Below are 26686 nucleotides of genomic sequence, written 5' to 3' on the forward strand. Positions count from 1 at the left end.
AGAGAACAGAGAACAACAAAACACTACTGCTTCACCTCAATCGGCAGCGTCACCTTGGCAGGCGCTCCGCTGTCAGGGGCCTGCCAGCGCAGCACCTCTTTCCCAGGATTGCCCGGGTCTTTTGAAATGATGTAAACACGCAGCTGCAGGGATGCACGTTCCCCCTCCGGCCTTGGCACCGGCTTGATGTTCAGCGTGATCTCATTGTGCCCTTTCACCAGGCCTCCAATCAGGATCTGCTGATCCAGCGCATCCACCGCCGGATCATAGTTCGCGCCGTTCATGCTGATGGTCGTCTCGTAGCCAAAGCTCTGCAGTTTGTAGCCCGCCTTGAAGTCGGGCACGCGGCACAGGGGCGGCGGCGCAGGCATGCTGCCTGGCGGAGTGTATTCGGGGCTGTCGAGAAAGTCCGGCCTCTTTCCTGCGCGCAGCTCCTTCAGCACCTCGGGCGCTTTGTCCAGCCGGGAGATCCGGTTGCTGTCATACTTCCACACTCCGCTTTCACGGAAGAACTTCAGCTTCAGCAGATCCTCGTGCACCAGCTCCTTGTCCTGCCCCAGATCGATCTTTCCAAAGTACACCAGGTGCGCGGTGTCTCCCACCGCCTGCGCCTCCAGCAGGCGCAGTCCCGCCAGAGCAGGCGGCTGCACCTCGGACGCAAACACTGCGTCTGGGAATGGCAGTCGCTCACTCACCACGGAGTTTCGGATCACCGTCTGCCGGTAGCGCGTGATGCTCGCCGCCCATGCATTGGCATCCTTGCGCAGCATTGCCTCCCTCCATTTAAGATAGGCATTCTCCAGAGCCCCCCGCAGCTCCCCCTCCCCGCTCTGCCCGCACACAGGCGTGCCGATGAAAAAAAGGGCGGTTCCAAGGAAAAACAGAAAAATCTGGCGCATGGCAGGCACTCAAATTGGAAGAACAAGGCCAAGTTTCAGTCAAAAACAACCACTCATCATCATTTTATGATTAGCATCCCGGTAAATTTGCTGTGATAGTTTTTATTCAGAGTAAAACCATTTGCCGATTTGGTGATTCTGGCAAACGTCAACTTTTCTTTCCCCCCACACATGGAGTCCCACAGCGAAGGTCAGCCCAGAACACCCCCGATTGACCGCAATCGGGAGTTGCTGAAGACCGCCCGAGAAGAAATCTACAAGACCGTTGGTGGTGTGAACCTCTCGGCCTACATTTGGGAACCCGAAATGGACAAGGCTCCCGCGTACCCAAAATCGGTCGCGGCTTTCTTTTTCAGCAGCGGCTGGGACAATGGGCAGGTCGCTCAGTTTGCGCCTCATTGCGTCTATTTCGCATCGCGTGGCATGACGACCATCTGCTTTGACTATCGCGTCGCCACCCGTCACGGCACCGGCCCTGTTGAAGCCATGGCAGACGCACGTTCAGCCATCCGCTGGATCCGCATGAACGCTGTAGAGCTCGGCATCAATCCCGGCAAGATCGTCGGCGTCGGTGGTTCCGGTGGCGGTCATGCCATCGCCTCCTCCGCCATCCTCAGTGGTTTTGACGATCCCTCGGACGCTCTGGACTGCAGCCCGGCTCCCAATGCCATCGTGCTGTTCAATCCGGTGATGGATACTTATTCCAAGTACGCCTTTGGCCGCGACCGCTGGCCCGACCAGGCCACCTGCAAAGCTGCAGACCTCATCCGTGCCATCCGCCCCGGACTGCCGCCCATGCTCATCATGCACGGCACCGCGGACCGCGTCGTTCCCTTTGACGGCTCTTATGAGTACGCGCGCAAATCCAGCAAGAAGAAGAATCTCTGCCGCCTGATCGAGTTCGAAGGCCAGGGCCACGGCTTCTTCAATTTCAATCTCTCCTTCGAGATGTACGAGGCCACTCTCATGGCCATGGACGAGCTCTTTGTCGAACTCGGCTTCCTCGAGCCCGACCCCGAAGCGGGCCTGGGCAAAGTCGAATAGCCCGCAAACGGCGGGAATGCTCCATTCCAAAATCCCGATGACGAATTTCCGCTCTCACGCCGTTTCGTCATTGGAATACTTGCGCATTCCCCAGCCGTTTTGATCCCGTCATTCGTTTACTGTTCCAACCACTGCCGCACAACCATGCTCCGCTCTCTCCTCCTCGCAGCCCTCGTCTCCACCGCGCATGCCGCCACCTGGCCGCAGGACAGCAGCGATCTCAAGCCGGACCCCAAGGCCGAGTTCGGCCAGCTCGCCAATGGTGTCCGCTACGTCATCCTTCCTCATGACGAGCCCCCCGGTCGCGCCAGCATCCGCCTTTACATGGATGTCGGCTCCCTCATGGAGCAGGACGATCAGCAGGGCATGGCCCACTATCTCGAACACATGGCCTTCAATGGCTCCCGTCACTTCAAAGGCGGCGAGATGGTCGAGTACTTCCAGCGTCTCGGCATGGGTTTCGGCGGTGACACCAATGCCCACACCTCCTTCAAGGAAACCGTTTACATGCTCGAGCTTCCCAAGGTCGACTCCTCCTATATCGCCGAAGGCCTCCAGCTTTTTCGTGATGACCTCGACGGCATGCTGCTCAACGAGACCGAAATCGACAAAGAGCGAGGCATCATCCTCAGCGAAAAACTCAGCCGCGACTCCATCGAGTACCGCACCATGATGGCGGGCTACAAGTTCGCCATGCCTCAGTCCATTCTGCCAGACCGTATGCCCATCGGCACGGAGGAGATGATCAAGTCCATGAAACGCCCCCGTTTTGCGGAGTTCTACGAGAAGTACTACACGCCCAAGCGCGCCGTCGTCGTGGCTGTCGGAGATTTCAAAGACACCTCCGCCATCAAAGCCGAGATCGAAAAACAGTTCTCCGACGCCAAGCCAAAGCACGGCGATGCCGAAGACCCCAATCTCGGCAAGGTCACCTCCGGCTACGGCATCATCGCCAAGCTCCACACCGAAATGCAGGCGGAGGCCCTCACCATCTCCGTGGAAATCCCCCGCCCCGCCAAGAACAAGCCCGACAACTCCGCCTCCCGTCGCGAAAAAACCATCCGCGATCTCGCGGACATGATGATCAATCAGCGCCTCTCCAAACTCGCCAAGGCCGAAGGCGCCCCCTTCATCAATGCTGAAAGCTACAGCTACGAATACCTCGAGTTCGTCAGCGTCAACGGCATCCAGGCCCAGTGCGATCCCAAAAACTGGAAGCCCACTCTCACCCTGCTCGAAACCGAACTGCGCCGCGCCATTGAGCACGGCTTCACGGAGGCCGAATTCGAAGAAGCCAAGGCCACCGTTCTCAAGGGGGCCAAGCTCCGCGCAGACCAGGCAGACAGCCGCAAGTCCCGCGACCTGGCCAACGGCCTCGTCAGCATCCTCGCCAGCAAAAAAGTCTTCACCCATCCCGCCGACGACCTCGCCCGCGTTTCCACCGTCCTCGCCAGTCTCAAGAAAGAGGACAGCCACGCCGCCCTCGTGGAAGACTGGAAAGGCGATGACGTGCAGCTCTTCATGGGTGGCAATCTCAAGCTCGAAGGCGACGCCAACGCGCAGATCATCGAAACCTTCAAGGCCAGCCGTGCCAAGCCCGTGGCCGCTCCGGAAAAAGAAGAGACCGCCGCCTTCGCCTACACCGACTTCGGCCCTGCAGGAAAAGTCGCCAGCCGCTCCGAGGCCAAAGATCTCGAAATCTTCCAGGCCGTGTTTGAAAACAAAGTGCGCTTCAACTTCAAGCACACCGAGTTCGAAAAAGGCACCATCCGCGTGCTCATCAACTTCGGTGGCGGCAAGCTCAGCACCCCCACGGACAAGCCGGGCATCATTCCCTTTGCCCAGAGCACCTTCCAGCTCGGCGGCCTGGAAAAACACGGCGTCGATGACATCCGCCGCATCTTCGCCAGCCGCACCGTCGGCAGCGACTTCTCCGTCGGTGACGAAGCCTTCCTGCTCAGCGGCCGCACCACTCCCGCAGATCTCGACGCCCAGCTTCAGCTCCTCACCGCCTACCTCGTCGCCCCCGGCTACCGTGACGAAGCCGCACGCCAGTTTGAGAAGGGCATCGATCCTCTTTACACCCAGCTTCAGCACACCGCCGAAGGCATCATGAACAACGAGGTCGTCTCCTTCATGCACTCCGGCGACCCTCGCTGGGGCTTCCCCAAGGAAGAAGAGCTTCGCAAGCGCACCCTCGCCGAAGTCAAAGCCTGGCTTACCCCCGCCCTCACGCAGGACTACCTCGAAGTCTCCGTCCTCGGAGACATCGATGCCGAAACCGCCCTCGCCGCCGTCGCCAAAACCCTCGGCGCCCTGCCCGCCCGTGCCGACAAAAAGCCTGCTTATGAAAAGGAGCGCGCCGTCGCTTTCCCAAAGGCACCGGCCAGCAAAACCTTCAACTTCGACACCGAAATCCCCAAGGCCATCGCCACCATTTACTGGCCCACGGCGGACATGAGCAACATCCAGCGCACCCGCCGCCTCACTGTCCTTGGTTCCATCCTCGATGACCGCCTACGCATCAAAGTTCGCGAAGAACTCGGAGACACCTACAGCCCCGCCTGCTACCACGTCGCCAACGACACCCTCACCGGTTACGGCTACATGACCACCATGATCGAGTGCAAGCCTGAGCTCGCAGTATCACTCACCAAGCTCGTCACCGAAATTGGAGACAAGCTCTCCGCCGGCCCCATCACTAACGACGAATTCGACCGTGCCATGAAGCCCATGCTCACCCAGCTTGAGCAGATGCGCCGGGACAACCGCTACTGGTCCATGAACGTCCTCCGCTGCTCCCAGGAGCACCCCGAGCGTCTCGACTGGGCCCGCACCTTCGTCACCGACTTCTCCGGCATCAAAAAAGAAGAGCTCGAAACCCTCGCCAAAGAATATCTCCCAGCCGCCCGCGCAGTAAGCGCCGGCATTATCCCCATCGAAAAGAAAGAGTCCAAGAAGTAAATCGCAGCTCTCCATCCCCCCAACTCTCATCCAGCCCGCACACCCCTCTGTGCGGGCTGTTTTTTTGGGCACGTCGTACGCTCTAAATCCAAAAAAGTCTACGCAACCCTTCCCTTCCCCGCCCCTGAAAAACGAACGCACAAATCCTTTCTCAGGGAAGAGGGGTGTGGTGAGGGCAGACGCTTCATGTCCCCAGCCTTAACCCTTTTGCCCCTTCATCCTTCATCCCTCACCAGCCTCCCCCTCAGCGCCCTCACCTCCCCTTCCACATCCCTCGCCTGCAAAAACGCCGACACCACGACCACCCGCCTCGCCCCCGCGACCACGATCTCGTCCAGCCTCTCCGCATTCACCCCACCAATGCAAAAAATCGGCAGCGTCACACGCCGATGCACCTCCGCCACATCGTTCAAACCGATCGGCACATAGTCCGGCTTCGTCCCCGTCGCATACAGCGGCCCAAAGCCAATGTAGTCCGCTCCTTCCGCCTGCGCCGCCATCGCCTGCGCCAGACTGTGCGTTGATTTGCCCACAAAGCACTCCGGCCCCACCACCGCTCGCGCCTTCGCCACAGCATCATCATCCTGCCCCACATGCACTCCCTCGCTGCCCACCGACGCGGCGATCTCCAGATGATCATTGATCACCAGCGGCACCCCGTGCGCGCGCGTGATCGGCAGCATCAGCCGCGCCAGCCTCTCAATGTCAGATGCCCCCAGCTTCTTCGCCCGCAGCTGCAGCACATCCACGCCTCCCAAACACAGCTTCTCCGTCATGCCCCCGACGTCCTCCGCCCGGACATAACCCAGATCAACAATGCCATACAGCCGTGCTTCTTGAATGCGTTTCATGCCTGCCCAAATGCTCCCAATGCCCGCCCTCCGCAAGCGCAGGAATCACCCTCAAAACATTTGCCCTGATCCCCAGCCTTCGCGCCCCAGCTTCCAGCATCCACCCCACCCTTCGTAGCTCTTGCGAAGAATCCCCGCCTCACTTCTTCACCCGCTTCAAGCAAGTCGGCTCAGACCAGTTCCAAAACTGCGGCTCCATCAGCTTCGCATAGTTCGCAGGCGTCGAGTCCAGATGACTGTGCGCACCATCCTTGTCCGGATTCACCACTCCCTTCAGCTGCCCGGCCTTGATCGCCGCCGCCACCGCGTCGTGGTCAATCATCCACGTGTACAGCACCCCGTCATTCGCTTCCCTCATCAAAAAGAGAGATGATCCCGGCTTCTTCCCGTCACGCTCCCGCGCCACCGCGAGCAGCAGCTTCACCTTCTCGCTCGCCACCGCCCGCCTCAGCTTAAACTCGATCGGCTTGTCGTCCTTCTTGCCAGGCTCTGTCACCACCATCACGCCAGCAGCCGCATCCGTGACGGTAAACTGCAGCGCATCGTCATCATCCACCGGCACCCATGCGCCGCTCCACTCCTTCAAATTCAGCACCGCAGGCTTGAGGCCGAAGTCATCATCCACCGTCGTCTCCGGACACGCCGTCAGCACACAGGCAAGAATGGCGGCGGCAGCACAGCGGAAAAACGTCTTCATGGTCGTGTTGGAGTCGGGGGATTCGTCGGCGGTGCCAGTTGTTCTCTCAGCCCGCCAGTCCCGGGCGGCAGCGTCAGGGAGACTCCGCGCCCGCGTTGATCATCATTGTCCACGGGCGCAGTCACCACGGGCGGCGGCGGTGCCACAGGTATCGCTTTCGGCACACTCGGCTCCACCACAGTGGCTTTGGGTGGAGTTGCAGAGGCCTTGAGAGGGGCCACCGCATCCACCGGCTCGGGGGCGTGCTTTTTCTGCCACAGCGCGGAACCGGAAAGGTGTGCGCACATCGCTCCCAGCACCATGGATCCGCTCAGAAACACCGCCGCTTTCAGCCAGATGGGCACGTCCTCCCGCACCACAAGATGCGCAGGCAGCGTCGGCGGCGCGCTCGCGGCAGCCCGCGCCCAGTCCGGTGCCTCGGGTGGCGAGGGCTCCCCGCCATTGCGGAACAGCAGTTCCGCAAAGCCGATCGTCGGCTCGTCTCCACCCGTCGCTCCGCCGGAAGTCAGCGCGATGGGAGACCTCACGGACTCCGAGCCAAGCGGTGCCGAAAGCTCGCGCTTCACTCCTGTCTTCGTCACAGGAATGGTCCTCGCACGCGGCTTCACTCCGAGGTTTACCACTTCAGGTTCCACGGCCGCCACTCGCGCCGGCTCGCTCGGCTTCACCAGATCATAATGCTGGATGATCCGTGCGTATCGCGCCAGAAAATCACTGCGCAGTGCCGGCTTCGACTCCGCCACCTTCGCGATCTCGTCATCCAGCAGCCGTGCCACCGTCTCCCTCTCTCGCGCCCCGCCCTCCGGTTCTGCGTTCACCCCCAGGGGAGTTTCCAGCCCCAGCAAAAACTTGCACAGCGCCGCCAGCCACCCCCCATGCCACACCGTCGTGCTGCTCCCACGGGCCGGCGGCAGCAGCACTGCCGGGTCCGTTCCGCGGCCAGACATCGCGGCCAGTGTCGGGTGCGCTCTCACGATCAGGTTGAACGCGGGCCACTCATTAAGCTTGGACACCAGCAGCTTCGTGCTGCGGGAATCCTCTCGTGCAAATCCCGTCAGCAAAAAAATGTCCTCCAGCCTCAGCTTGCTCACCGGCAGCGTGGAGTTGTCCAGTTGCGTCAGCGCCGTGTCCAGACCCGCCAGCACCAGGTACGCCTCCTGCACATCCAGGTATCGCCGCTCCCTCATCACCTCAGCCAGGCTGATGCCCTCCGCCACTTCTTCCGCCAGGCATGTGATGTCATCGGACTCATTCACCAGCGCCAGCGTGATCAGGCTCGGGTTGTCCCGCTGCTTGGTGATCTTGTAGGCCGCACCATCCACATCCTTCACCCGCGCATGAGAGATGCGTGCCGGCGGCACCTGCTCGATCAGCACGCTGCGTCCCGTCTTCGTCAGCGTGCCCCGCATGCTGTACGGGTTCGCCATGTCCAGCCGCTGGCTTTGAATGCGCACCAGGTTCACCAGCCCGCGTGCCACTTCCTGGTAGCTCGCCAGCAGCGGTGCCAGCAGAGCCCGCGGCTTCTGCGCCGTGGGGATCTCACCGGAGAGCTGCTCGGGCGCCAGCTTTTTCAGCCCGGCCCGCAGCTCACGCATCGCCGCTATCACTCCCACACCCGCATTCGAAAGGCATGCATTCAGCAGTTCGGCGAAATCCGCCGCCACCAGGGTGTGGTCCGGCAGCGTGCCCCCTTGGTCCACCAGAAACGTCCGCAAAAACTTCGCCTGCTTTTCAAAGCCCGTCTTCAGCGCCCGCTTCTTGCCCCCGCTGCTGTCGATCACTCGAAAATCCGCCGCCAGCACCTGCACCGTCTGCGGCGCGGTCTGCACCACGCGCAGGCTGTCCAGCGGCGACTCCGCAAGGTACTCCCCCCGCTCACACACCGCCACCGCCGTCTCCAGCGCACGGCACGCGATCATGATCGCCAGCCAGCCCGGAATGTCATTCTGCCGCGCCAGGTACGGCCGCAGTGTTTCTCCATCCACGTTGCTTGTGATGTAAAACGGATTCCCCTCGTCCTCCCCGTATTCAATCATCCGCGCCAGCGCCGGGTGCCCGCGCTTCTGCAGCCCTTTGCACGCCTCCTCAAATGCAGCACGGTTCGCCAGCGGCTCCAGCAGCACATGGCAGTGCACATACTCCATCCGCTCCAGATCAAACGCCAGCACGGCCACCTGCTCGGAATTACGAACCAGCTCGACGTTGTTGCCGTCGGCGTCCTGAACGATTTGATAATGCCTGAATTGACTCGGCTCCGACATAGGGGGCTCTTGTGAGGGGAAGAATTCGCAGACTATCCTGCCAAGCGGCAGATGTTCAAGCCAGCGTTTACACCCCGCCAAAGAACAAATGGCATGCCAAAACTTGCCCGATCACGCTCTTTTGCGCTACGTTTTTGCATCATGCGCCTTCACCTCACCGCCTTTTTCGCCGGTCTTGCTCTTTTTGGTCATTCCGCAGGCCTGGCCCAGACGCCGCAGGAAAACGCTGCCCCGGCCAGCATCAAAGTCTCCCTGCTTCCCGGTGCGCAGTCCGTGGACGCATCCACCCAGGCGGCCTTGATCGCCTGGCTGTCCAAGTTCCAGAAAGCCGTCCACCAGATGCGCTTCAGCGACTACATGGAAATGGTCGACTGGGACACCTTGATCGAGACAGGCTATGCCGGTGGGCCCGAAATGGATGCCGCCAAAAAGCTCCGCATGAAAAAAATCCTCGTCGTGGCCAATGAGCGCTCCTTCCCTCTCATTCGCCAGTTCTTCCAGTTTCAGGACGCCGAAATCCGCCGTCTCGACCTCACTGGAGACAAGGCGGTCGTCGTCGCCCGCATTCACGACGAAGACGACATGGAGTACAAAGTCCGCTGGTGGCTGCAGCGCCGTGGCGGGCAGTGGCTCATGACGGACTTCGAAAACATCTCGGTCAACATGCGCCTCTCCGCCATCCTGCAGATGGGCGCCCAGGCCGCGGCTGCAAATGAAGGCTTCAAATCAGAGCAGTCTCAAAAATTGACCCAGGTCGGGATCGCCGTTCAGGACGGAGAATTCGACAAGGCCTACACCCTCATCAAGGAACTCGAGGCCACCAAGCTTCCCGCTGTCATCAATGAATTCTTTCTGGCCGTCAAAGCCTCCGTCCTTTCTCAGATGGAGGAAAAGAAGGATGAATTTGAGAGCGCCCTGCTCGCGCTGGAAAAAGTCGCCCCTGAAAATCCCGTCCTCCTCATCCTTCGCACCAGCCACTACTACGACGACGAAGACTATAAAAACGCCATCGTCTGGGCCAAAAAAATCGGCGCCACCGTCGGCCATGATGCGGACACCTGGGAAATCCTCGCCGAATCCCATCGCAATCTCAAGGAAGACAAGGAGTTCCTCGCCGCCGCCGAAGGCTGGGTGGCCGACTACCCCAACCTGCCTCTCGCCGTCTGGGCGCTTTGGGAGGCGCTGCCCGCAGGTGAACGCGAAGCCAGGATCAAGCCCCTCCTTGAAAAACTCACCCCCGCAGAAGACGCCCTCACTACGTTTGGCGGAGCCGCCGAAATCGAAGACGACGCCACAGCCCTGAAACTCGTCATCTCCGTCATGCAGGCCCGCAAAGTCGCCCCCGAAGCCATCGAAGACTTCCAGACCCAGCTCAAAGAGCTCCTCGAATCGCAGAAAAAACCTGCCAAGGACGCCAGATAGTCCCCGCTCAGGCCACCATTCCGTCGTCACTCGTTTCCGAAGTCCTTGCCTAGATCGCGCCCCCGTCTCATGACGGTGGCTTCCATGCCGCGATCGCATCGGGTGACTTCGCCTTCATCCCGAGCCTTTGCGTCGTAAATTCATCCGGCAGCAAAATCTCTGTCGCCGATCCAAAATTCAGCGCACCCATGAAGTGCGTCTCCGTCCGCTCCGCAGACTCCGCCAGCCACGCAAACGCACGGTGGTACAGGCTCAGAAACGCATCCACATACGGCGCGATGCATTCGGACGCTAACGATGCCATTTTCAAGCCAATGCCGCGCATGCTCGCCGCATCCATCAGCGTCATCGAAACTCCCGGCATCTCCGGCAGCGGCATCGGCATGAGGTGCTTGTTCAGCGCCACCGGCTTGCCATCGTCCGTGAAGGGAAATGGCGCGCCGTCCATCGTCGCCATGATCTGCCGCACCAGGTTCAGCATCTTCGGCACTACCGACTGCAGTGCCGTCAGAAACGTGCTCGGATCATCCACGTTGGCAAACTTCGCCCCCAGCGTTTGAAACGCAAAAAACGTCGTCAGCAGTTCCCGGAAGGACGGCAGCGCACCGCTCATTGCTTCATAGATCGTCACCCACGCGGGCAGGTCGCGCCGCCGTGCCTTCAGCCACTCGCTCAGCCCTTCCTGTTCGCTCCACCACAGCATTCCCAGCGCCGCGGCAAACCGGCATTCCAGCACCCGCTCGCGCTCCTGTAGCGGCCCCTCCATGTGCTCCATCACCATTCGCTGGCATGCGGCCTCCGCCCTCAGGGATGTGGGGCTGGAGTCTGCCGTGCCAAACTGCATCCGCGAGACAGTGAAGCCCGCCAGGCTCAGCGTGGCCGCCGCTTCCAGATCCCGCCGCCTCTGCCAGGCCTGGTTCCATTCCTGCAGCGCCACCTTGAACTGCGGCCCCCAGAGGATGATTTCTTCACGCGCTCGCAGTATCTCCCGCTTCAGTTCCGCGAATCCCGTGGAAGTCGTCGGCGTGCTGCCCAGCCCGCACATCGCCCGTTCGGGGTGCGCCAGCCCGCCAAAGTAGCGCCGGATCACCAGCAGCGCCTCTTCCTCTCGCCGGTTTTGATGGATCACCTCCTCATCCGCCACCATGCGGTGCTCATGCAGGTTCAGCCCCAGTTCGTGCTGGTAGTAAAAGTAGCTCACCTGCCGTGAGAGATCCACAAACTGCCGCATCACCGCCGCAGCCGGCTGCAGTGGCGAAAGGTAGGCCACCAGTGCTGCTCCTTTCGCCGTTTCACTCTCCGCAGTCAGCTCTGCCCCCGCCTCCCCCGTCTCCGCACGCGCCGAGGCCCGCGCCTTCGCCTCCGCAGCGACATGCCGCGCCATCAGCAGCGAGAGATTCTCCGGTAGCCGGTGCTGAATGATCCCACGCTGGATTTCCTGCTCCGCCGCGCGCCATGCCGCCCCCAGCAGGGCCAGCTTGCGCTGCATCCTCCCATACATGGCTTCTCCGATCACATTTGCCCCGCACGTCTCCGCCGAGCGCTGGATCACCCACAGCGTCACCATGCTCGCCAGCCGGGAGGCCAGCGCAAAAAAGATGAAGGGAATCTTCGCCGCCCACATCCACCCGCGGACGAGCCTGCGCCCCTGTTTGTGCCACTCGGACTCACGCCGGGGCTTTTCGTTCAGGTGCATTTCCCACGTGTCCCGTTCCATCGCCGCCCGGAAGAACCATGCGTTCATTTCCCGCACCGCATGCACAAAGAACGCCCCCAGCCCTCCGGCGTTGTGACTCAGTTCATGCGCCAGCAGCCCGCTCAGCTCCCTCGCGGTGATCACGGACACAACCGGCAGCCCCACATGCAGCATCGTCCTGCCCGTGAGAATCCCCGTTAGTCCGCCATACATGGTGCTCCGCACGGAGATGGACGTGTCCAGCCACACCTGCTCCGGCGGCTGGGCGCGCAGGTGCCAGCACAGCATGTGCACCAGTTCGTACAACTGCGGCTGCGTGCCCGCCGTCACCTGCACCGCCACCTTCGGCACTTTCGGTCTCGGCCTCAGCGGCCTCAGCATAAACACCCACGTCACCCCCATGAAGACAAACTTCAGCAGCTCCACGATGATGCTCCAGTGAAACACGCCTCCATCCACCATCCGGCCGGTGATCAGGTGCACACGCCACCCCATCCATAGCAGCAGCCCCCCCACCAGCACCAGATAGCACAGCTGCAGTGCCAGCGAGAGCATCGCCGAAATCACCAGCAGTACAAAATGCAACGGCCCCCGCCAGGGTGCGATCCGCACAGGCTTCTCAGTTTCAGGGGGATGGGGGGTGGCAGACATGGACGTCCCGTGCCGCCAAAAAAAGACGGCCAAGGCCACATAATTAACCCCGTTTAATATGGTTATTCTAGTTAATTATTGGTATTTAGGCCAGCTTTAGACCTGTCCTAGGACTAGTCCAGCCCTTACCGCCTACGCTATCACCTCTTCTCGGGCATCGCGTTGATCCATTTCCGCATCAGTTCCAGCTCCTCCGCCGTCACAAAAGGTCCCTCCTTTTTCGGCGGCATCTCCTTGTAGTGAATCAGCTCAATGAGCAGGCTTTTCCTCGCATTCCCCGGCTTCAGCGCAGGCCCCGTATCACCCCCGATGTGCAGCGCCTCCATCGTCCGCATGTCCAGCTTCCCACCTTTTCTTTTCGCCCCATGGCAGCGAATGCATTTCTCCTCAAATATCGGCAGAATGTCCTTCTGAAAATCCGGCGCTTCAGCCCACGCCCGCCCCTCGGCAAGGCCGCCAGTCAGCAGCCCGCCCAGGAGAAGGTGAAATCGCATCCGCATGCCCGGTCAGCCTCTTACGCCTGACCCACCACGTTCACAAAGCAGTGCACGTGCGGCAGTACACGGTAGTTCCACACAAAGCCCGGCCCCTCGATGCGCCACGCATCCCAGCGGTCATTCCCCTTCTCCGCATTGTCCTTGTAAAAGGCCAGCCGCAGTTTCTCCATCCCACCGTTGGTCTTGATCAGCTGCATCACCTCATCTCCATCTTCCTTGCGGAAGGGGTCCAGCAGCTTGCGCATCACACCTGCCACATGAGTGCGCTGGGATTCATCCAGGTCACCGTAGCCCACGCCCGTCGCCGGCTTTTCCACCAGCTTCGCCTTCAGCGCACCCACACCATCCCCCGGTGAACCCACGATCACCGCCTGCTTCTGCTGCGCCTCATTGAGCACTTCAAACACACTCATCACCTCACGCGTCTGATCGTTGTACACATTCACATCACTGTGTCCGTTCGCCGAGTGGCCGTAATACATTGGCCCGCCAAACGCCGTGTTCGGCTGCGAATTCCCATCGCAGCGCAGCGTCAGGTGATGTCCCGCAAACACCCACGAAAACGGATCCTTGCCCGAGGGATCTCCAAAGATGGCAATGCCGTTCCCTTCAAAGGAGCCGCTGCTGTCCCACTTCCCGTGCCGGCTGATCCGGTCATACGCCTCATCGCCCGAAAGGATCGCCCTGAATGTCTTCTCGATCAGTTCCTGCTGTGGCTTCGAGAACTGCTCGCCCAGCTTCTTGCCCAGCGGCGCCGCATTGTGCGTCTTCAGCCGCGTCGGCATCCCGTCCGTCATATGATCCCACGGCCGCACCATCGCCGTTTTCTGATCAGCCGACAGCGTCGCAAACAGCTCACGGATCATATCCTCCGCAGGCTTCACCGTCCGCGGCGCTTCAGCCGGAGCCGCACGCAGAGCCCCACCGCCCATCATGCCCGCCGCGCCACCCGCCATCACCCGCATGAAATCACGCCTTCCCCAGCTCTGCCTCTCGCTCCCACCCTCCGCACATTCAGGACAAACAGCATCACTCGAGGCACCGGTTGGAAGGTTCGCGTTCATAGACCTTCCATAACAAACCTCGCCCCTCACTTCTTTCCACACCACCACCAATCACCCACCACACCCCTCCCTCAAACCACCACGCCATCGCCCCCACCCAACTCAGCCCCTTCCCCCTCCGGAAAAATTTTTCTGCCCAAAATCTTTTTGCCCATCCTCCGGCTCTTCTCCCCCCCATCCCCCAAGTAACTACGTTTCAAATCTCCGGCCATTCCTTTGCCATTCATTCCTTTGCCAAAAAAATCGCCATCGCCATCGCCATCGCCATCGCCATCGCCATCGCCATCGCCATCGCATTCCGCATCCCAGCATCCAGCATCTCTCCGCCGCCCCCAGCAAGTTGCCCGCCCCACTCCCGTTTACCTGCCATGAAGGCCCTCCGCATCCTCATCGCGCTTCTCACCCTCGGCTCATCCGCCCTCGCCGCCGCCAAGCCCGTCAATCTCGTCTTCATCCTCACCGACAACCAAGGCGCCTGGACCCTCGGCTGCTACGGCAATCCCGACATCCGCACCCCGCACATCGATCAACTCGCCGCCGAAGGCATCCGCTTCACCCACGCCCTCAGCAGCAATCCCGTCTGCTCACCCACCCGCGCCACCTTCCTCACCGGCCTCATCCCCTCCCAGCACGGCCTCCACTCCTTCCTCGATCCCAAGTTCATGATGGGCCCCGAGGCCTACAACACCCTCCAGGAATTCACCTCCCTCGGCGAGGTCCTGCGCGATGCCGGCTACACCTGCGGCCTCAGTGGCAAATGGCACCTCGGCGCCAACATGACACCCAGCGAAGGCTTCACCACCTGGACCACCAAACCCGACGGCAGCACCATCGAGTTCTACGATCAAAAAATCATCGAAAACGGTCAGCTCCGCGTCGAGCCCGGCTACACCACCGACCTCTGGACCCGCAAAGGCATCGAGTTCATCCAGGCCAACAAAGACCGCCCTTTCTTCCTCTACCTCGCCTACAACGGCCCCTACTCCCTCGGCAAGCTCATGCTCAACGAGGCCAAAAACCGCCACGCCGCCTACTACGCAGACAAGCCCCTCCACTCCTTCCCGCGCGACACCATGCACCCATGGCAGCACGACAACAAAGCATTCCACAACACCGATGCCGCACGCCGCCGCATGGCCAGCGAAGTCAGCGGCGTCGATGACGGCGTCGGCGAAATCATGGCCGCCCTCAAAGCCAACGGCCTCGATGAAAACACCCTGGTAGTTTATGCCAGCGACCAGGGCTGGATGGGCGGCCAGAACGGCATGTGGGGCATGGGCGACCACTTCCGCCCCATCGGTGCGCACGAGTTAATGATGCAGATCCCCTTCATCTTCCGCCACCCCGGCACCATCCCGCCGGCCCAAACCTGCGACGCCCTCGTCAGCAACTACGACTTCATGCCCAGTGTCCTCGCTCACCTCGGCCTCGCCGACAAAATGCCCCAGTCCCCCAAATCCCCCGGCCGCGACTTCTCCCCCGCCCTCCGCGGCCAGCCCCTCACGAATTGGGACAACACCATCTTCTACGAAATGGAAACCACCCGCGCCATCCGCACCGCCCGCTGGAAATACATCGCCCGCCACCCCTCCGGTCCCCACGAACTCTACGACATGCAGTCCGACCCCCAGGAACGCTTCAACCAATACTCCCAGCCCGGCACCACCGAAATCACCACCGCCCTCTCCAAACAACTCGACACCTTCTTCACCCAATACGCCGCCCCCAAATACAACATCTGGAAAGGCGGCGGCTCCAAAGCAAAGCGCCATGTGCCTTGATCCGTCAGATTTTACCGATGCTTTAAACTCAGCGCATGAGCACTGAAATCCTGAAAAAAACTGACCGCTCTTCAGCAACGCCTGAAGATGTTGGAGGCAAAAATGTAATCCCCCATCAAGGGAGCTTGACGTGAGTTAATTGGATGGGAAAGAGACGACACACTATTTCGCAACGCGGTACGTCTGGGTGCCGAGTCACGTGACAAGGCCAATCAAGAAGGCACTGGAACATGTTTGCCGTGTTCGACCCGACTTGCACAACATTCCCAATCTGCGCATCGAGAACTGGCTGGATTGATTGGAGTACGATAGACACTCCTGTCTGTCGATCAGCGCCCCCGCATACTCCATCCCTCTCACCCCACCACGAACGCCCTCGAAGCTTCTCTGGTCTCGCACAAAACCCACCAACCTCCGTCTCGCCCCATACCCGCGAGATCCCGCGATCCCCGAAGGGGATCACAGCCCGTAGCCAGGGATAAGCTCGCGAATCGAGCGCCCCCCTACCCCCCACCCAACACCCAACACCTCTCTCAAGGCCGCATGGCGAAGCCATGCCAGCACTGCGCCAGCATATACCACGATATACCATGACGAGTCCGGATGTCCCGTGTTTTACACACAACAATCAAATGCCCCAAAGCCTCCCGCCATTCCGCCCGGCCAATGAAGCTGCTCAGAAGCAAAAATGGCAGGAACGCGCTGCGCGCGTTTCCTTCAATCCTCGTCCTACCGCAACCTCCCACCTCATCGCACACCCGTTCTGAAAATCATTCACCTCGTCGGTTCTCACTTCCCCTCAAACCTCTTCCTCAGCTCATTGAAATACCGCCGCACCTGCTCCCTCCTCGCAGGCGGCAGCGCCGCTTCATCCAGCGCCGCCTCCTCCGCCTGGATCGCATCCAGCGCCGTCTGCGTCGCACTGCGCGTTGATTGCTCCGTGCGCGCTCCGCCCTCCACGCTGCGCACCGTGCTCTGCCCCTCATTGCCCTGCTGCGCGCGCACCACGTTTTGATTGTCCGTCTTCTGCTTCTCCGTCGGCGCGTTGTTCAGATCCGCCTTGCCCTGCCCCGGGGGCAGTCCGTTGCCCGGCATCAGCAGCAGCGGTCCTTTCTCATCAGGCGGCGCCCCCTCGCTCTGAACGACCATAGTCGGAGCTTTGTCATCCAGCTTTCCCCCTCCTGGAATCGGTGCCAGCAGCATCGGCTGGCCATCACCTGGCTGGCCTTGTTTGCCTGCCTGCCCTTGCTGCCCCTGTCCCATGCTCATCATCGGTTGCTGCTGGTTCTGGCCCTGTCCCTGCCCGCCCTGCGGTTGCTGCATCTGATTCTGCTGCCCAGACTGGCCCGCGCCTGGCGGATTGAGCATCTGCTGCCCGTTCTGCACCTGGCCCGTCTGCGGCGCATTGTTCTGCCCTTGCTGATCAGACTCTCCCGCCTGGCTCATCTGCTGCATCGTCCCATTGCCGCCCTCCTGCTGCCCCGCGATGTTGCTCCCCGAATCCCTCAGCTGCTGCGCCAGTTGCTGCAGCTCCTTGCGCGACTGCTCACGCAGCCCCATCTCGCGCATCTTGTCCGCCAGCTTTTGAAATTCCTCGCCCGCACCCGCCGGCTGCCCCTGCTGCATCTGATCACCCGCCGCCAGCACATTCTGGCCCACCGCCCGTTTGCGATCCTCCTCATCCGAGTGCTGCTGCACATCACTGAGAGCATCCTTCATGCGCTCCTTCATCTCCGCGCTGATCTGCGGCACTTTGAGCTGGCTCGCCAGAGCTTCAGCCGCCTTGGCCGCAGCTTGCGGATTTTTCGCCGCCACCGCATCCCCTAGGTCTGACGTGTCCGCATGCTGCCTCAGAGCCTCCACCAATTTGTCCGAAGCCCACGGTTCCTTCCCGTTGCCCAGTTCCTCCGCCAGCTTCTCCGCCTCACGCGCACGCTTCTCCAGTTCCGCCAGCACATCACGCGCATCCTTGCCTTCCGCCTTCGCCAGATCGGACGCCGTCTTCTGCAGCTTCTCCTTCAAATCCTCCACCTTCTTCTCCTCCTCGTCCTTCAGCCCCGCCAGCTTCTTCTTTTCCCAATCCGTTTGCGCCAGCTTCTTCGCTTCGTCAGCCGCCTTGCGCGTCATCTCCTCATCCATCACCACCACCTCCGAGGGCGGTGCCGTCACCATGTTGATCAAACTCCCCAAGATCGCAATGCACAGCGGCACCGCCAGCCAGCGATCCGGCCGCAGCGGCAGATCCTTTTTCAAACCCGGCAGCGCCTTCGCCAAAACTTCCCTCTGTGCCTCCAGATGCGCACGCGCCGCATCCCCCTCCTCCGCATGCTGCTCAAACCACCACGCCGAGGCAAACGCCTCACGCCTTCCCGCCGCCTCATCCCACAGCGCCAGCGCACTGAACTCCCCCGGCCTCCTCCACCACACATACGCAAGACAACCCGCCAGCCACAAAATCACTCCCACCCACGCAGACGGCACACTTGCCCCACGCAACGTCCCCAGCACCAGCAGCACCATCACCAGCGACGCCGGCACCAGCGTCATCCTCAGCACCGCCAGCCACCTCCGCAGCACCACCCACACCTGCACACGCTGTGCCACAGGCGCAAAAGCCATCTCAGTAGAAGCAGCCATCTCACTCATCCCCCCCACTACAACCCAAAACCCCTCCCAATCCAAGTACTTTGCCACAACCAAAACACTCTTCCTCCTCCAACTCCTCCTCCCTCAAAAAGCCCCCTCTCCCGACCTCACCTCCCAAATCATAAATCATAAATCATAAATTCCCATTTCCCCTCAATCCCGCGCCTTCAGCACTCCCACCATATCCAGCTTCTTCAGCATCCGGCTCACCACCAGAAACGACGCACACGAAGCCAGCACCACCACCACCACCGCCATCGTGTAAGTAAACAAACTGATCTGCAGCGGCAGCCGCACCGTCTCCGTCCGCACCTTCTCAATGATCAAAATCGCCAGCCCTCTCCCAAACAGCAGTCCCGCCGGCAGCGCCGTCACGATCAAAAGAATCAGCTCCCCCAGCAGCACCCCCGCGATCTCCCGCTGCGTAAAGCCGATCACCCGCAGCGTCGCCAGATCCCGGCTCCGTTCAGACAGCGCGATCCGCGCGCTGTTATAGACCACACCAAACGCCACGATGATCGCCAGCACCAGATACAGCTTCCTCAAAATCCCAATGCTCTGCCCCGTCGTACTGCGGAAAGCCTCCAGCTGATCCTTCTTCACCAGCGTCACCGCCATCCGCGGCGTGTCCTTCACCGTCCGCATAAACTCACCCCACCGCGCCTGATCCACCGCCAGGTACGCCCCGCTCACCGTATCCCCCTCCTGCATCAGCCGGTGCAGCGCCTCCAGATCCATGAACGCCGAGATCCCCGCAAAATCCTCGATGAATCCGCGAATCGGCACGCCCAGCGTCGCACGCTGTCCCTCCAGCGCCTCCACCTGCACCACATCCCCAATCCGCGCATCCAGGATCTTCCCCAGCTGCGCAGACATCACGATCCCCTCCTCCGGCAGCACAATCCGCCGCCGCTGCGCATCCAGCAGCCGGTTCAGGTCCGCATCCCGCGGCAGCCCCGTCACCGCGATCTTCCGCGAGTGGTGCCCGTAGCGGATGCGCGACTGCACCACCCGCACCGGCTCCGCCACCTGCACCCCAGGCAGTTGCTCCAGGTTGTGCAGCGCATCCCCCGATCCCGGCTCGGAGAAAAACACCACCACATCCTGCCGCTGCACATCATTCCACTGATACGTCAGCATGTAGTCCACACTGTCCGCCATCGATCCCGGCAGCACCATCAGCCCCGTCGCCAGCGCCAGGCCAAACACCGTAAACAAAGACTGCACCGGCCTCCGCTCGATGTTCCGCAGCGCCATCCGCGCCGCCGGCCCGCTCCCCCGCGTCAACCCCAGCCGCTCCAGCATCGAAGGCTTGAAATCCGCCGGCGGCTCCGGCCTCATCGCCTCCGCAGGCGGCAGCTTCACCGCCATCCACACCACGCTGAAAATCCCCAGAAACGAAGCCCCCGTGCTCACCATCAGCGCCACCCCCAGCGCGCTGTAGTCCATGCGAAACTTCAGCACCGGAAAGCGAAAAAACAGATCATAAATGCTCAGCAGCCCCGCCCCCATCCACCGCCCCACCAGCCCGCCAGTCAACGTCCCCAGCACCACGATGATAAACGCATAGTTCAGGTAATGCCTCCCCACCTGCCATGAGGAATACCCCAGCGCCTTCAGCTGCGCGATCTGCTCCCGCTGCAGCCTCACCAGACGCGCCAGCACCGCATTCACCATGAAGGCCGCCACGCTCAGAAACACCACCGGATAAGCCACGGAGAGCGCACGTATCACCCGCAGCTCGTCATCCAGCCGTTGCGCACTGTTGTGCTCCCGCCGCGTGTACGCCCCCTGCGCCCCATAGTCCAGCAGCAGCCGGTCCATCTCCGTCATCACCGGCCCCGCCCTCGCTCCTGGCGAAAGATCCACGCAGATGTCATTGAAAGCCCCGTCCAAATTGTACGGCACCGCGATCGCCTGGTAGTTCATCCAGAACACCCCATACCGCTTGTTGTCCGGCAGCGTCTGCCCCGGCCTCGCCTCAAACACAAACTCCGGCGAAAGCCCGATCCCGCATACGATGATCGTATCCCGGTGCCCGTTGATGATCGCCACCACGCTGTCGCCAATCGTGAGCTTGTTCGCCAGCGCAAACGACTCGCTCACCACCGCCTGCTGCCGCTCATCCGCCAGCGGCATCCTTCCCTGCCGCAAAAACACCCGGTTCAGCGTCTGCGCCCTCCCTTCCGGAAGAGACACCAGATGCGCAGACGCCGGCTCCGTCATCCCCTCCAGATCCAGCGTCGCATCCACCACCACCCGCGCCTCCACCGCCGCCACCCCCTGGATCTCTCCGATTCTCTCCGCCACTGAAAGCGGCGCGCGCTTCAGAGAAGCAAACACATCCGCCAGCCGGTAGCGCTGATAGTACGCATCCCGCGTGCCCTCCAGCGTTAAGAGAATGCTCCGCGTCATGATCATCATCGCCAGCCCGCACGCCATCACCAGGCTCACCGCCACGATCTGCCCCTTCATGCGCCCCAGGTCGCGGAAGAGTTTCAAATCAAGTGGCGTGATCATGCGTCGTCGTCAGGAGAAAAAAACATATACCCCCTCATTCCCCACCACGCAGCCCCCAGCCTCCCTTTTTTTCCAAAACCTCCCCGCGTCAAAAATCAAAAATCCACAATCACCACTCGTCAATCACCCACACCCCTCATCCCTCCACACCCCCCTCGCCAATCACACCACCCCACCACACTCCCTCATCCACTCCAATCTTCCTCCGCCTCTTCCTCTTACTCCTCCTCCCTTCTTTGCATCTCATTGCGCCTTTTTGCGGCTCCCCCCACCACTCCATCCCCTGCCTCCAAATCATAAATCATAAATCATAAATCCTTCCCCCCTCACTCCCTCGCCTTCAGCACCCCCACCAGATCCAGCTTGTTCAGCATAAAGCTCACCATCGCAAAAGAAGCCCCCGTCGCCCCCAGCACCACCAGCACCGAGTGCGCATACGTGCTCGGGTGGATGATCTGCGGCAGCCGCACCGTCTCATTGCTCACCATCTTGATCACATACATCGCCAGTCCGCTCCCAAACACCAGCCCCACCGGCAGCGCCACCACCACCAGCAGCGTCAGCTCCCCCAGCAGCACCCCCGCGATCTCACGCTTCGTCAGCCCCACCACCCGCAGCGTCGCCAGGTCCCGCCCGCGTTCAGACAGCGCTATCCGCGCGCTGTTGTACACCACCCCAAACGCCACGATTACCGCCAGCCATAGAAACAGCTCCCGCAGCGTCCCGATGCTCTTCCCCGTCGACGCACGAAACGCCGCCAGCTGATCCTTCTTCGCACTCGCAAACTCGATCTTCGGCTGCCTCTTCACCTCGCTCATAAAGTCATCCCACGAGTTCTCATCCACACTCAAAAAAGCGCTCGTCATCGTCTCGCTCTCCCTCAGGTGCAGCCTCACCGCATCAATGTCCATGTACGCCGCCATCCCGTAAAAGTCAGACATAAAGCCCCGCACCGGCATCTCCCGCGTCTCACACCGCCCCTCCAGCGCCTGCACCTGCACCCGGTCTCCGATTTTCACTCCCAGCACCTCCCCCAGCTTCTCGGACAGCACCACCCCCTCCATCGGCAGCACGATCGGCCGCCCCTCCGCGTCCCGCGGATTGATCAGCTTGCTCCCCTGCGCAAATCCCAGAATCAGCAGCCTTCGCGAGTGGTGCCCGCTGCTCATACGCGCCAGAAATCCCCGCACCGGCTCCACCAGCCCCACCCCCGGCAGATGCTCCAGATCATGCCTCGTCCCCCGCGAAGACGGGTCCCGGAAATTCACGATCACACTCTGCCGGAAATGATCATTCCACTGATACGTCAGCAGATCATCCACACTGTCCGCCAGCGCCCCCGGCAGCACCAGCAGCCCCGTCGCCAGCGCCAGCCCCGCCACTGTAAATCCCGCCTGCCACGGCTTTCGCTCGATGTTCCGCAGCGCCATCCGCAGCACAAGCCCCATCCCCCGCGTCACCCCCAGCCTCTCCAGCACCGAAGGCTTGAAATCCGTCGGCGGCTCCGGCCTCATCGCCTCCGCAGGCGAAAGCTTCACCGCATGCCATACCGCCCCCGCCACCCCCAGCACCGCCGCCGCCACACTCACCACCAAGCCCATCACCAGCGCCACCCGGTCCATCTGAAACACCAGCTCCGGAAAATGAAACAGCTCCGTGTACACCCGCAGCATCACCGAGCCCAGCCTCCACCCGGAAAACACCCCCACCACACTCCCCACCCCCACGATCACCAGCGCATAGTTCAGGTAGTGCCTCCCCACCTGCCATGAAGTGTACCCCAGCGCCTTCATCTGCGCGATCTGCTCCCGCTGCAGCCGCACCAGCCGCGACACCACCGAGTTCACCATAAACGCCGCCACACACAAAAACACCACCGGATACGCCAGCGCCAGCGCCCCCACAATTCTGAGCTCATCCTCCAGCCGCTTCGAGCTTGGGTGATCCTTCAGCGCATACGCCCCCGGCGCCCCAAACAGCGCCAGCATTCGGTCCACCTCCTCGATCACCCCCTGCGGATCCGTCCCCGGCGCCAGATCCATGCACACATCATTAAACGCCCCGTCCAGGTCAAACGCCACCGCCAGCGGCTGGTACCGCATCCAAAACACCCCGTAATGCCGGTTGTCCGGCAGCGTCTGCCCCCGTGCCGCCTCAAACACAAACTCCGGCGAAAGCCCGATCCCGCAGATGTCCACATGGTCCCGGTGCCCGTTCATGATCGCCGGGATCCGGTCCCCGATTCGCAGCCCATGTGCCGTCGCAAACGCCTCGCTCACCACCGCCTCGCGCTGCGCGCTCAGCAGCGGCAGCCTCCCCCGCCGCAGAAACACCTGGTTCAGATTCTGCCTCCCGTCATCCGGCAGAGACACCAGATGCGCCTTCACCGGCTCATGCACCCCCTCCATGTCCAGCAGCGCCTCCTCCACCACCCGCAGCTCCACCGTCGCCACCCCCGGAATCCCGCTCAGCCGGTGCCGCAGCGCCAGCGGCGCGCTTCTCACATTCCCAAACACATCCGGCATCCGATACTGCTGGTAGTACGCATCCCTTGTCCTCTCCAGGCTCAGGATGATGCTGTGCGTCACGATCATCATCGCCATCCCGCACGCCATCACCAGGCTCACCATCAGCACCTGCCCCTTCATCCCGCCCAGGTCACGGATCAGCTTGCGCTCAAGAGTGGAGATCATTCGAATGGAAAAGACAGCGGCTGCACAAAAAACACACCCACACGTTCCCCGCCCTCCCACCAGATGCAACGTAAAGCATCACCCCCATAACAGCCATTTTGCGACGTCACCAAGATCCTCCACTCGTTCCTGAACGATTGCTAGGAACGAGAACCGCATGGCATAGGCGCTTCGCGCAGGCACATCTCTCTTTAAAATTCGCTCGTCGCAATCAGTTTACACTACCCACTTTACTTAGGCCTGTTAATTTCAACTTATCACAACAATGAAAATCCTCTGTCGCACCCTAATTTCGTTGTTCCTGCTTGCTAGCATCGCCGAAGCCCAGGAAACGACGGATCCCGTTGGCTACGTCACCATCGCTGTCAGCGGGAACGGTGGCTCAGGCCAGCCCAAGTACACCTTCACAACCCTCGGCATGACTAATTTCGTCGCCTTTCAGTCCACAACGACGTCCGCCGCAGGCTCCACCACGTTGGTCGATCCGAATGCCACATGGGCTGACAACGCTTACAATGGTGCTGGTGGTGCCATCTCCTACTATGTCGAGATCACCTCTGGCGCTCGCGCGGGAACTACCTATGACATCACAGCCACTTCTGCCGCAAGCCACTCACTCACCCTCTCTCAAGCGCTTGCCACAGGCGTCGCCTCCGGTGACTCCTACAAAATCCGTCCCCACTGGACCATCGCCAGCGTCTTTGGTACCACCAATCAAAACGGACTCGCCAGTGGCAATTCCTCTACTGCGGACCAAATCCTTGTTTGGAATCCGGCCATTCAAGGATATGCCACTTACTACTACAAGACGTCAGGCTTCGGAGGCACCGGCTGGCGAAACTTCGGTGCCCCTTTAGTGGATGCGAGCGCATCAGTGATCTATCCTGATGATGGGTTTATCATTGCGCGCAATCAATCCGCAGATGTTACCCTCACGATTGCTGGCGCGGTCAAGACTGGCCAGACCTCCATTCCTGCCTTCACTGGCTACACCTTGCTGGGAAATGTCTATGCAGCATCAATGACCTTGCAGAGTTCAGGGCTTTATACGGGGGACGCCTCCACCGGCGTGGCCCCCGGCTCTTCGACGACGGCAGACCAGATCCTTATCTGGAATCCTGCGACCACCGGATACGATGTGTACTATTACAAAAACACCCCGGGTCTGGGGGGGACAGGATGGAGATCAACAGCTTCGGCGTTTATGGATGCGGCCACCACATCGATTCCCCCCGGAACCGCTATCTTTATCAATCGAGTGAGTGGGAGTGGTTTCAATTGGGTTGCGCCCCAGCACCCCCCAAGCTTCAATTAACTGTTTTGTTTTAGGAGGCAAACCACCCGTCATGCTTGTTTCGTTGCAGCCGCATCAACACGGTGTCAACGTTGCCACAGCACGCCTCGTTGCCAAGCGCGAATGCAGGCGGCTTGCTTTCATGATAACCTTGAGGCAAGTCATGTTTGACATCATCAGGACAGTCGCATGCCTACCAAAGTTGTTTCCGAAGCCAGCCATCACAGGTGCGTTGTCGGCATCTCGGAAGAGTGATCAGGGATAAGCAGTCGGAGGAGGGCAAGCTGCTGGCATGTTTAGTTGGAGGTAGGTTTTCTTTTCTCCGTCAAAAAAGTTGTCAGGCCGTTGACCTGCTCCCCAAAAGCTGAGCCATGTGTTATGAGAGTCTGAGGTGCGCGAAGCGCATCATCAGACGACATGAAACGCAAGAGACACACAGCAGAGGAAATCATCAAGAAGCTGCGCGATGCCGCAGGGCTTATCGCCGGAGGCAAGACCGCCGAGGAGGCGGCGCGGCAGATTGGAGTGAGCGTGCCGACCTACCACCGGTGGAAGGAGCAGTATGGAGGCGCTGATCGAAGCACCGTCAAACGGCTCAAGGAACTTGAGCAGGAGAACAGCAGGCTCAAGAAGCTTGTGGCCGACCAGGCGCTGGACAACGCGATGCTCAAGGAACTGGTGGAGGGAAAGTGGTGAGCCCGGCGCGCAAACGCGAGGCAGTCGCGCACCTGGAGCGCAAGCTCCAGGTGTCGCAGCGCCGGGCCTGCCAGGTCATTGGCCAGCCACGTTCGACCCAGCGTTACGCATGCACGCGCCCGGCGAGGGATGCGAAGCTCGTGGCGGAGCTGCGCCGCTATGCCACGGCGCATCCGCGACGTGGTTATCGCATGGCCGCAGCACACCTGCGCAGGCAGGGCATGAAGGTCAACGGTAAGCGCGTGGCCCGCCTCTGGAGGCAGGAGGGGCTGCGAGTGCCGCAACGCCAGCACAAGCGCCGCAGGCTGGGCCACGGCGGCAACAGCACGCAACGACGCAGCGCCACGCGCATCAACGAAGTGTGGAGTTATGACTTCGTGTTTGACCAGACCGTGGATGGCAAAAGGCTCAAATGGCTGCCGATCTGCGACGAGTTCACGCGAGAGAGCGTGGCGTTGGAAGTGGAGCGGCGGATGGATGCCAGAGATGTGGTGCGGGTGCTGGAAGCCGCCATCGCCCAGCGCGGCCGTGCGCCGCAGTTCATCCGCAGCGACAACGGTCCGGAGTTCATCGCCAAAGCCGTGAGGGAGTGGATAGCGCAGCAGGGCTTCCAGACGCTCTACATCGAGCCGGGCAGCCCATGGCAGAACGCTTACAGCGAGAGCTTCAACAGCCGCCTCAGAGATGAACTGCTCAACCGCGAGGTCTTTGCCACATTGGCAGAAGCAAAAGTGCTGGGCAAAGAATATCGGCGCAGCTACAATGAACAGCGGCTGCATTCAGCTCTGGGGTATGAGCCCCCGGCGGAGTTCGCGCTGCGTTGCCTTTCGGCCGACTCCGCTACGCTGCGTCAACCGAAAGGCAACGCAGTTCCCGCAACAACCAAGAACAAAGACAACACCCAAACCAAGCCGTTAGCCACCGTCAGACTCTCATAGAAACTGGCTCAAGCTCCGGGGGCAGATCACCGTCACCGATCCGCAGCCGCAGGTGTGAGAGCGCTAACTGTG

General features: G+C 61.1%; 17 protein-coding genes. 6 read left to right on the plus strand and 11 right to left on the minus strand.

Annotated features, from left to right (window positions below; translation table 11 throughout):
- Positions 1-23: 23 nt before the first annotated feature.
- Positions 24-899, minus strand: a complete 876-nt coding sequence (locus ACILSO_RS08660) for a hypothetical protein (protein ID WP_395736987.1) — start codon at positions 897-899, stop codon at positions 24-26.
- A 171-nt stretch (positions 900-1070) separates the two neighbouring features.
- Between ACILSO_RS08660 and ACILSO_RS08665 the strand changes: the two genes are divergently transcribed.
- Together ACILSO_RS08665 and ACILSO_RS08670 are read left to right on the plus strand one after the other, a co-directional pair.
- Positions 1071-1943 (plus strand): alpha/beta hydrolase, encoded by an 873-nt coding sequence (locus tag ACILSO_RS08665; protein WP_395736988.1) that lies wholly within the window; start codon positions 1071-1073, stop codon positions 1941-1943.
- Positions 1944-2087: 144 nt separating this feature from the next.
- A complete protein-coding gene (locus ACILSO_RS08670) occupies positions 2088-4907 on the plus strand; it encodes a M16 family metallopeptidase (RefSeq protein ID WP_395736989.1) in 2820 nt (939 codons plus the stop codon).
- Positions 4908-5122: 215 nt separating this feature from the next.
- Here ACILSO_RS08670 and thiE read toward each other — a convergent pair whose 3' ends face one another.
- The 3 genes from thiE to ACILSO_RS08685 form a co-directional block, all read right to left on the minus strand.
- Positions 5123-5758, minus strand: a complete 636-nt coding sequence (thiE, locus tag ACILSO_RS08675; protein ID WP_395736990.1) for a thiamine phosphate synthase — start codon at positions 5756-5758, stop codon at positions 5123-5125.
- A 139-nt stretch (positions 5759-5897) separates the two neighbouring features.
- Positions 5898-6455, minus strand: a complete 558-nt coding sequence (locus ACILSO_RS08680; protein ID WP_395736991.1) for a hypothetical protein — start codon at positions 6453-6455, stop codon at positions 5898-5900.
- Complete coding sequence (locus ACILSO_RS08685) at positions 6452-8716, minus strand: hypothetical protein (protein ID WP_395736992.1); 2265 nt, start codon at positions 8714-8716, stop codon at positions 6452-6454. The genes ACILSO_RS08680 and ACILSO_RS08685 overlap by 4 nt, the downstream gene beginning before the upstream one ends.
- Before the next feature lie 141 nt (positions 8717-8857).
- Here ACILSO_RS08685 and ACILSO_RS08690 point away from each other — a divergent pair, with 141 nt between their 5' ends.
- The gene (locus ACILSO_RS08690) at positions 8858-10138 is read left to right on the plus strand and encodes a hypothetical protein (RefSeq protein ID WP_395736993.1); all 1281 of its coding nucleotides are present in this window, start codon (positions 8858-8860) and stop codon (positions 10136-10138) included.
- 67 nt (positions 10139-10205) lie between these two features.
- On the opposite strand, the gene ACILSO_RS08695 is transcribed toward ACILSO_RS08690, so the two are convergent.
- The 4 genes from ACILSO_RS08695 to ACILSO_RS08710 all read right to left on the minus strand — a co-directional run bounded on the left by ACILSO_RS08695 (position 10206) and on the right by ACILSO_RS08710 (position 14416).
- On the minus strand, positions 10206-12485 hold the full coding sequence (locus ACILSO_RS08695) for a M48 family metallopeptidase (protein WP_395736994.1): 2280 nt from the start codon (positions 12483-12485) through the stop codon (positions 10206-10208).
- A 140-nt stretch (positions 12486-12625) separates the two neighbouring features.
- Positions 12626-12979, minus strand: coding sequence for a c-type cytochrome domain-containing protein (locus ACILSO_RS08700; protein ID WP_395736995.1), 354 nt, complete (start codon positions 12977-12979; stop codon positions 12626-12628).
- A 20-nt stretch (positions 12980-12999) separates the two neighbouring features.
- Positions 13000-14046, minus strand: coding sequence for a DUF3500 domain-containing protein (locus ACILSO_RS08705; protein WP_395736996.1), 1047 nt, complete (start codon positions 14044-14046; stop codon positions 13000-13002).
- A gap of 223 nt (positions 14047-14269) precedes the next feature.
- Positions 14270-14416 (minus strand): hypothetical protein, encoded by a 147-nt coding sequence (locus ACILSO_RS08710; RefSeq protein ID WP_395736997.1) that lies wholly within the window; start codon positions 14414-14416, stop codon positions 14270-14272.
- Here ACILSO_RS08710 and ACILSO_RS08715 point away from each other — a divergent pair.
- Positions 14415-15827, plus strand: coding sequence for a sulfatase (locus ACILSO_RS08715; protein WP_395736998.1), 1413 nt, complete (start codon positions 14415-14417; stop codon positions 15825-15827). The genes ACILSO_RS08710 and ACILSO_RS08715 overlap by 2 nt on opposite strands.
- Positions 15828-16616: 789 nt before the next feature.
- On the opposite strand, the gene ACILSO_RS08720 is transcribed toward ACILSO_RS08715, so the two are convergent.
- From ACILSO_RS08720 to ACILSO_RS08730, 3 genes are all read right to left on the minus strand, one after another.
- Positions 16617-18464, minus strand: a complete 1848-nt coding sequence (locus ACILSO_RS08720; protein WP_395736999.1) for a hypothetical protein — start codon at positions 18462-18464, stop codon at positions 16617-16619.
- Positions 18465-18626: 162 nt separating this feature from the next.
- A complete protein-coding gene (locus ACILSO_RS08725; protein WP_395737000.1) occupies positions 18627-20993 on the minus strand; it encodes an ABC transporter permease in 2367 nt (788 codons plus the stop codon).
- A gap of 326 nt (positions 20994-21319) precedes the next feature.
- A complete protein-coding gene (locus tag ACILSO_RS08730; protein WP_395737001.1) occupies positions 21320-23686 on the minus strand; it encodes an FtsX-like permease family protein in 2367 nt (788 codons plus the stop codon).
- 265 nt (positions 23687-23951) lie between these two features.
- Between ACILSO_RS08730 and ACILSO_RS08735 the strand changes: the two genes are divergently transcribed.
- Both ACILSO_RS08735 and ACILSO_RS08740 read left to right on the plus strand, forming a co-directional pair.
- Positions 23952-25001 (plus strand): TIGR02597 family protein, encoded by a 1050-nt coding sequence (locus tag ACILSO_RS08735; RefSeq protein ID WP_395737002.1) that lies wholly within the window; start codon positions 23952-23954, stop codon positions 24999-25001.
- A gap of 396 nt (positions 25002-25397) precedes the next feature.
- A protein-coding gene (locus tag ACILSO_RS08740; RefSeq protein ID WP_395737003.1) for an IS3 family transposase occupies positions 25398-26614 on the plus strand; the annotation gives its coding sequence in 2 pieces (ribosomal slippage) (positions 25398-25656 and positions 25656-26614; 1218 coding nt in all).
- Positions 26615-26686: the final 72 nt, after the last annotated feature.

Source organism: Prosthecobacter sp., assembly GCF_044226605.1.
In the GTDB taxonomy this organism is placed as follows: domain Bacteria; phylum Verrucomicrobiota; class Verrucomicrobiia; order Verrucomicrobiales; family Verrucomicrobiaceae; genus Prosthecobacter.

Coding starts and splice junctions, on each gene's coding strand:
- ACILSO_RS08720 (WP_395736999.1), bottom strand. CDS start 18,464: ATGGCTGCTTCTACTGAGATGGCTTTTGCGCCTGTGGCACAGCGTGTG.
- ACILSO_RS08670 (WP_395736989.1), top strand. CDS start 2,088: ATGCTCCGCTCTCTCCTCCTCGCAGCCCTCGTCTCCACCGCGCATGCC.
- ACILSO_RS08695 (WP_395736994.1), bottom strand. CDS start 12,485: ATGTCTGCCACCCCCCATCCCCCTGAAACTGAGAAGCCTGTGCGGATC.
- ACILSO_RS08680 (WP_395736991.1), bottom strand. CDS start 6,455: ATGAAGACGTTTTTCCGCTGTGCTGCCGCCGCCATTCTTGCCTGTGTG.
- ACILSO_RS08700 (WP_395736995.1), bottom strand. CDS start 12,979: ATGCGATTTCACCTTCTCCTGGGCGGGCTGCTGACTGGCGGCCTTGCC.
- ACILSO_RS08685 (WP_395736992.1), bottom strand. CDS start 8,716: ATGTCGGAGCCGAGTCAATTCAGGCATTATCAAATCGTTCAGGACGCC.
- ACILSO_RS08690 (WP_395736993.1), top strand. CDS start 8,858: ATGCGCCTTCACCTCACCGCCTTTTTCGCCGGTCTTGCTCTTTTTGGT.
- ACILSO_RS08730 (WP_395737001.1), bottom strand. CDS start 23,686: ATGATCTCCACTCTTGAGCGCAAGCTGATCCGTGACCTGGGCGGGATG.
- ACILSO_RS08735 (WP_395737002.1), top strand. CDS start 23,952: ATGAAAATCCTCTGTCGCACCCTAATTTCGTTGTTCCTGCTTGCTAGC.
- ACILSO_RS08715 (WP_395736998.1), top strand. CDS start 14,415: ATGAAGGCCCTCCGCATCCTCATCGCGCTTCTCACCCTCGGCTCATCC.
- ACILSO_RS08705 (WP_395736996.1), bottom strand. CDS start 14,046: ATGAACGCGAACCTTCCAACCGGTGCCTCGAGTGATGCTGTTTGTCCT.
- ACILSO_RS08725 (WP_395737000.1), bottom strand. CDS start 20,993: ATGATCACGCCACTTGATTTGAAACTCTTCCGCGACCTGGGGCGCATG.
- thiE (WP_395736990.1), bottom strand. CDS start 5,758: ATGAAACGCATTCAAGAAGCACGGCTGTATGGCATTGTTGATCTGGGT.
- ACILSO_RS08660 (WP_395736987.1), bottom strand. CDS start 899: ATGCGCCAGATTTTTCTGTTTTTCCTTGGAACCGCCCTTTTTTTCATC.
- ACILSO_RS08710 (WP_395736997.1), bottom strand. CDS start 14,416: ATGGCAGGTAAACGGGAGTGGGGCGGGCAACTTGCTGGGGGCGGCGGA.
- ACILSO_RS08665 (WP_395736988.1), top strand. CDS start 1,071: ATGGAGTCCCACAGCGAAGGTCAGCCCAGAACACCCCCGATTGACCGC.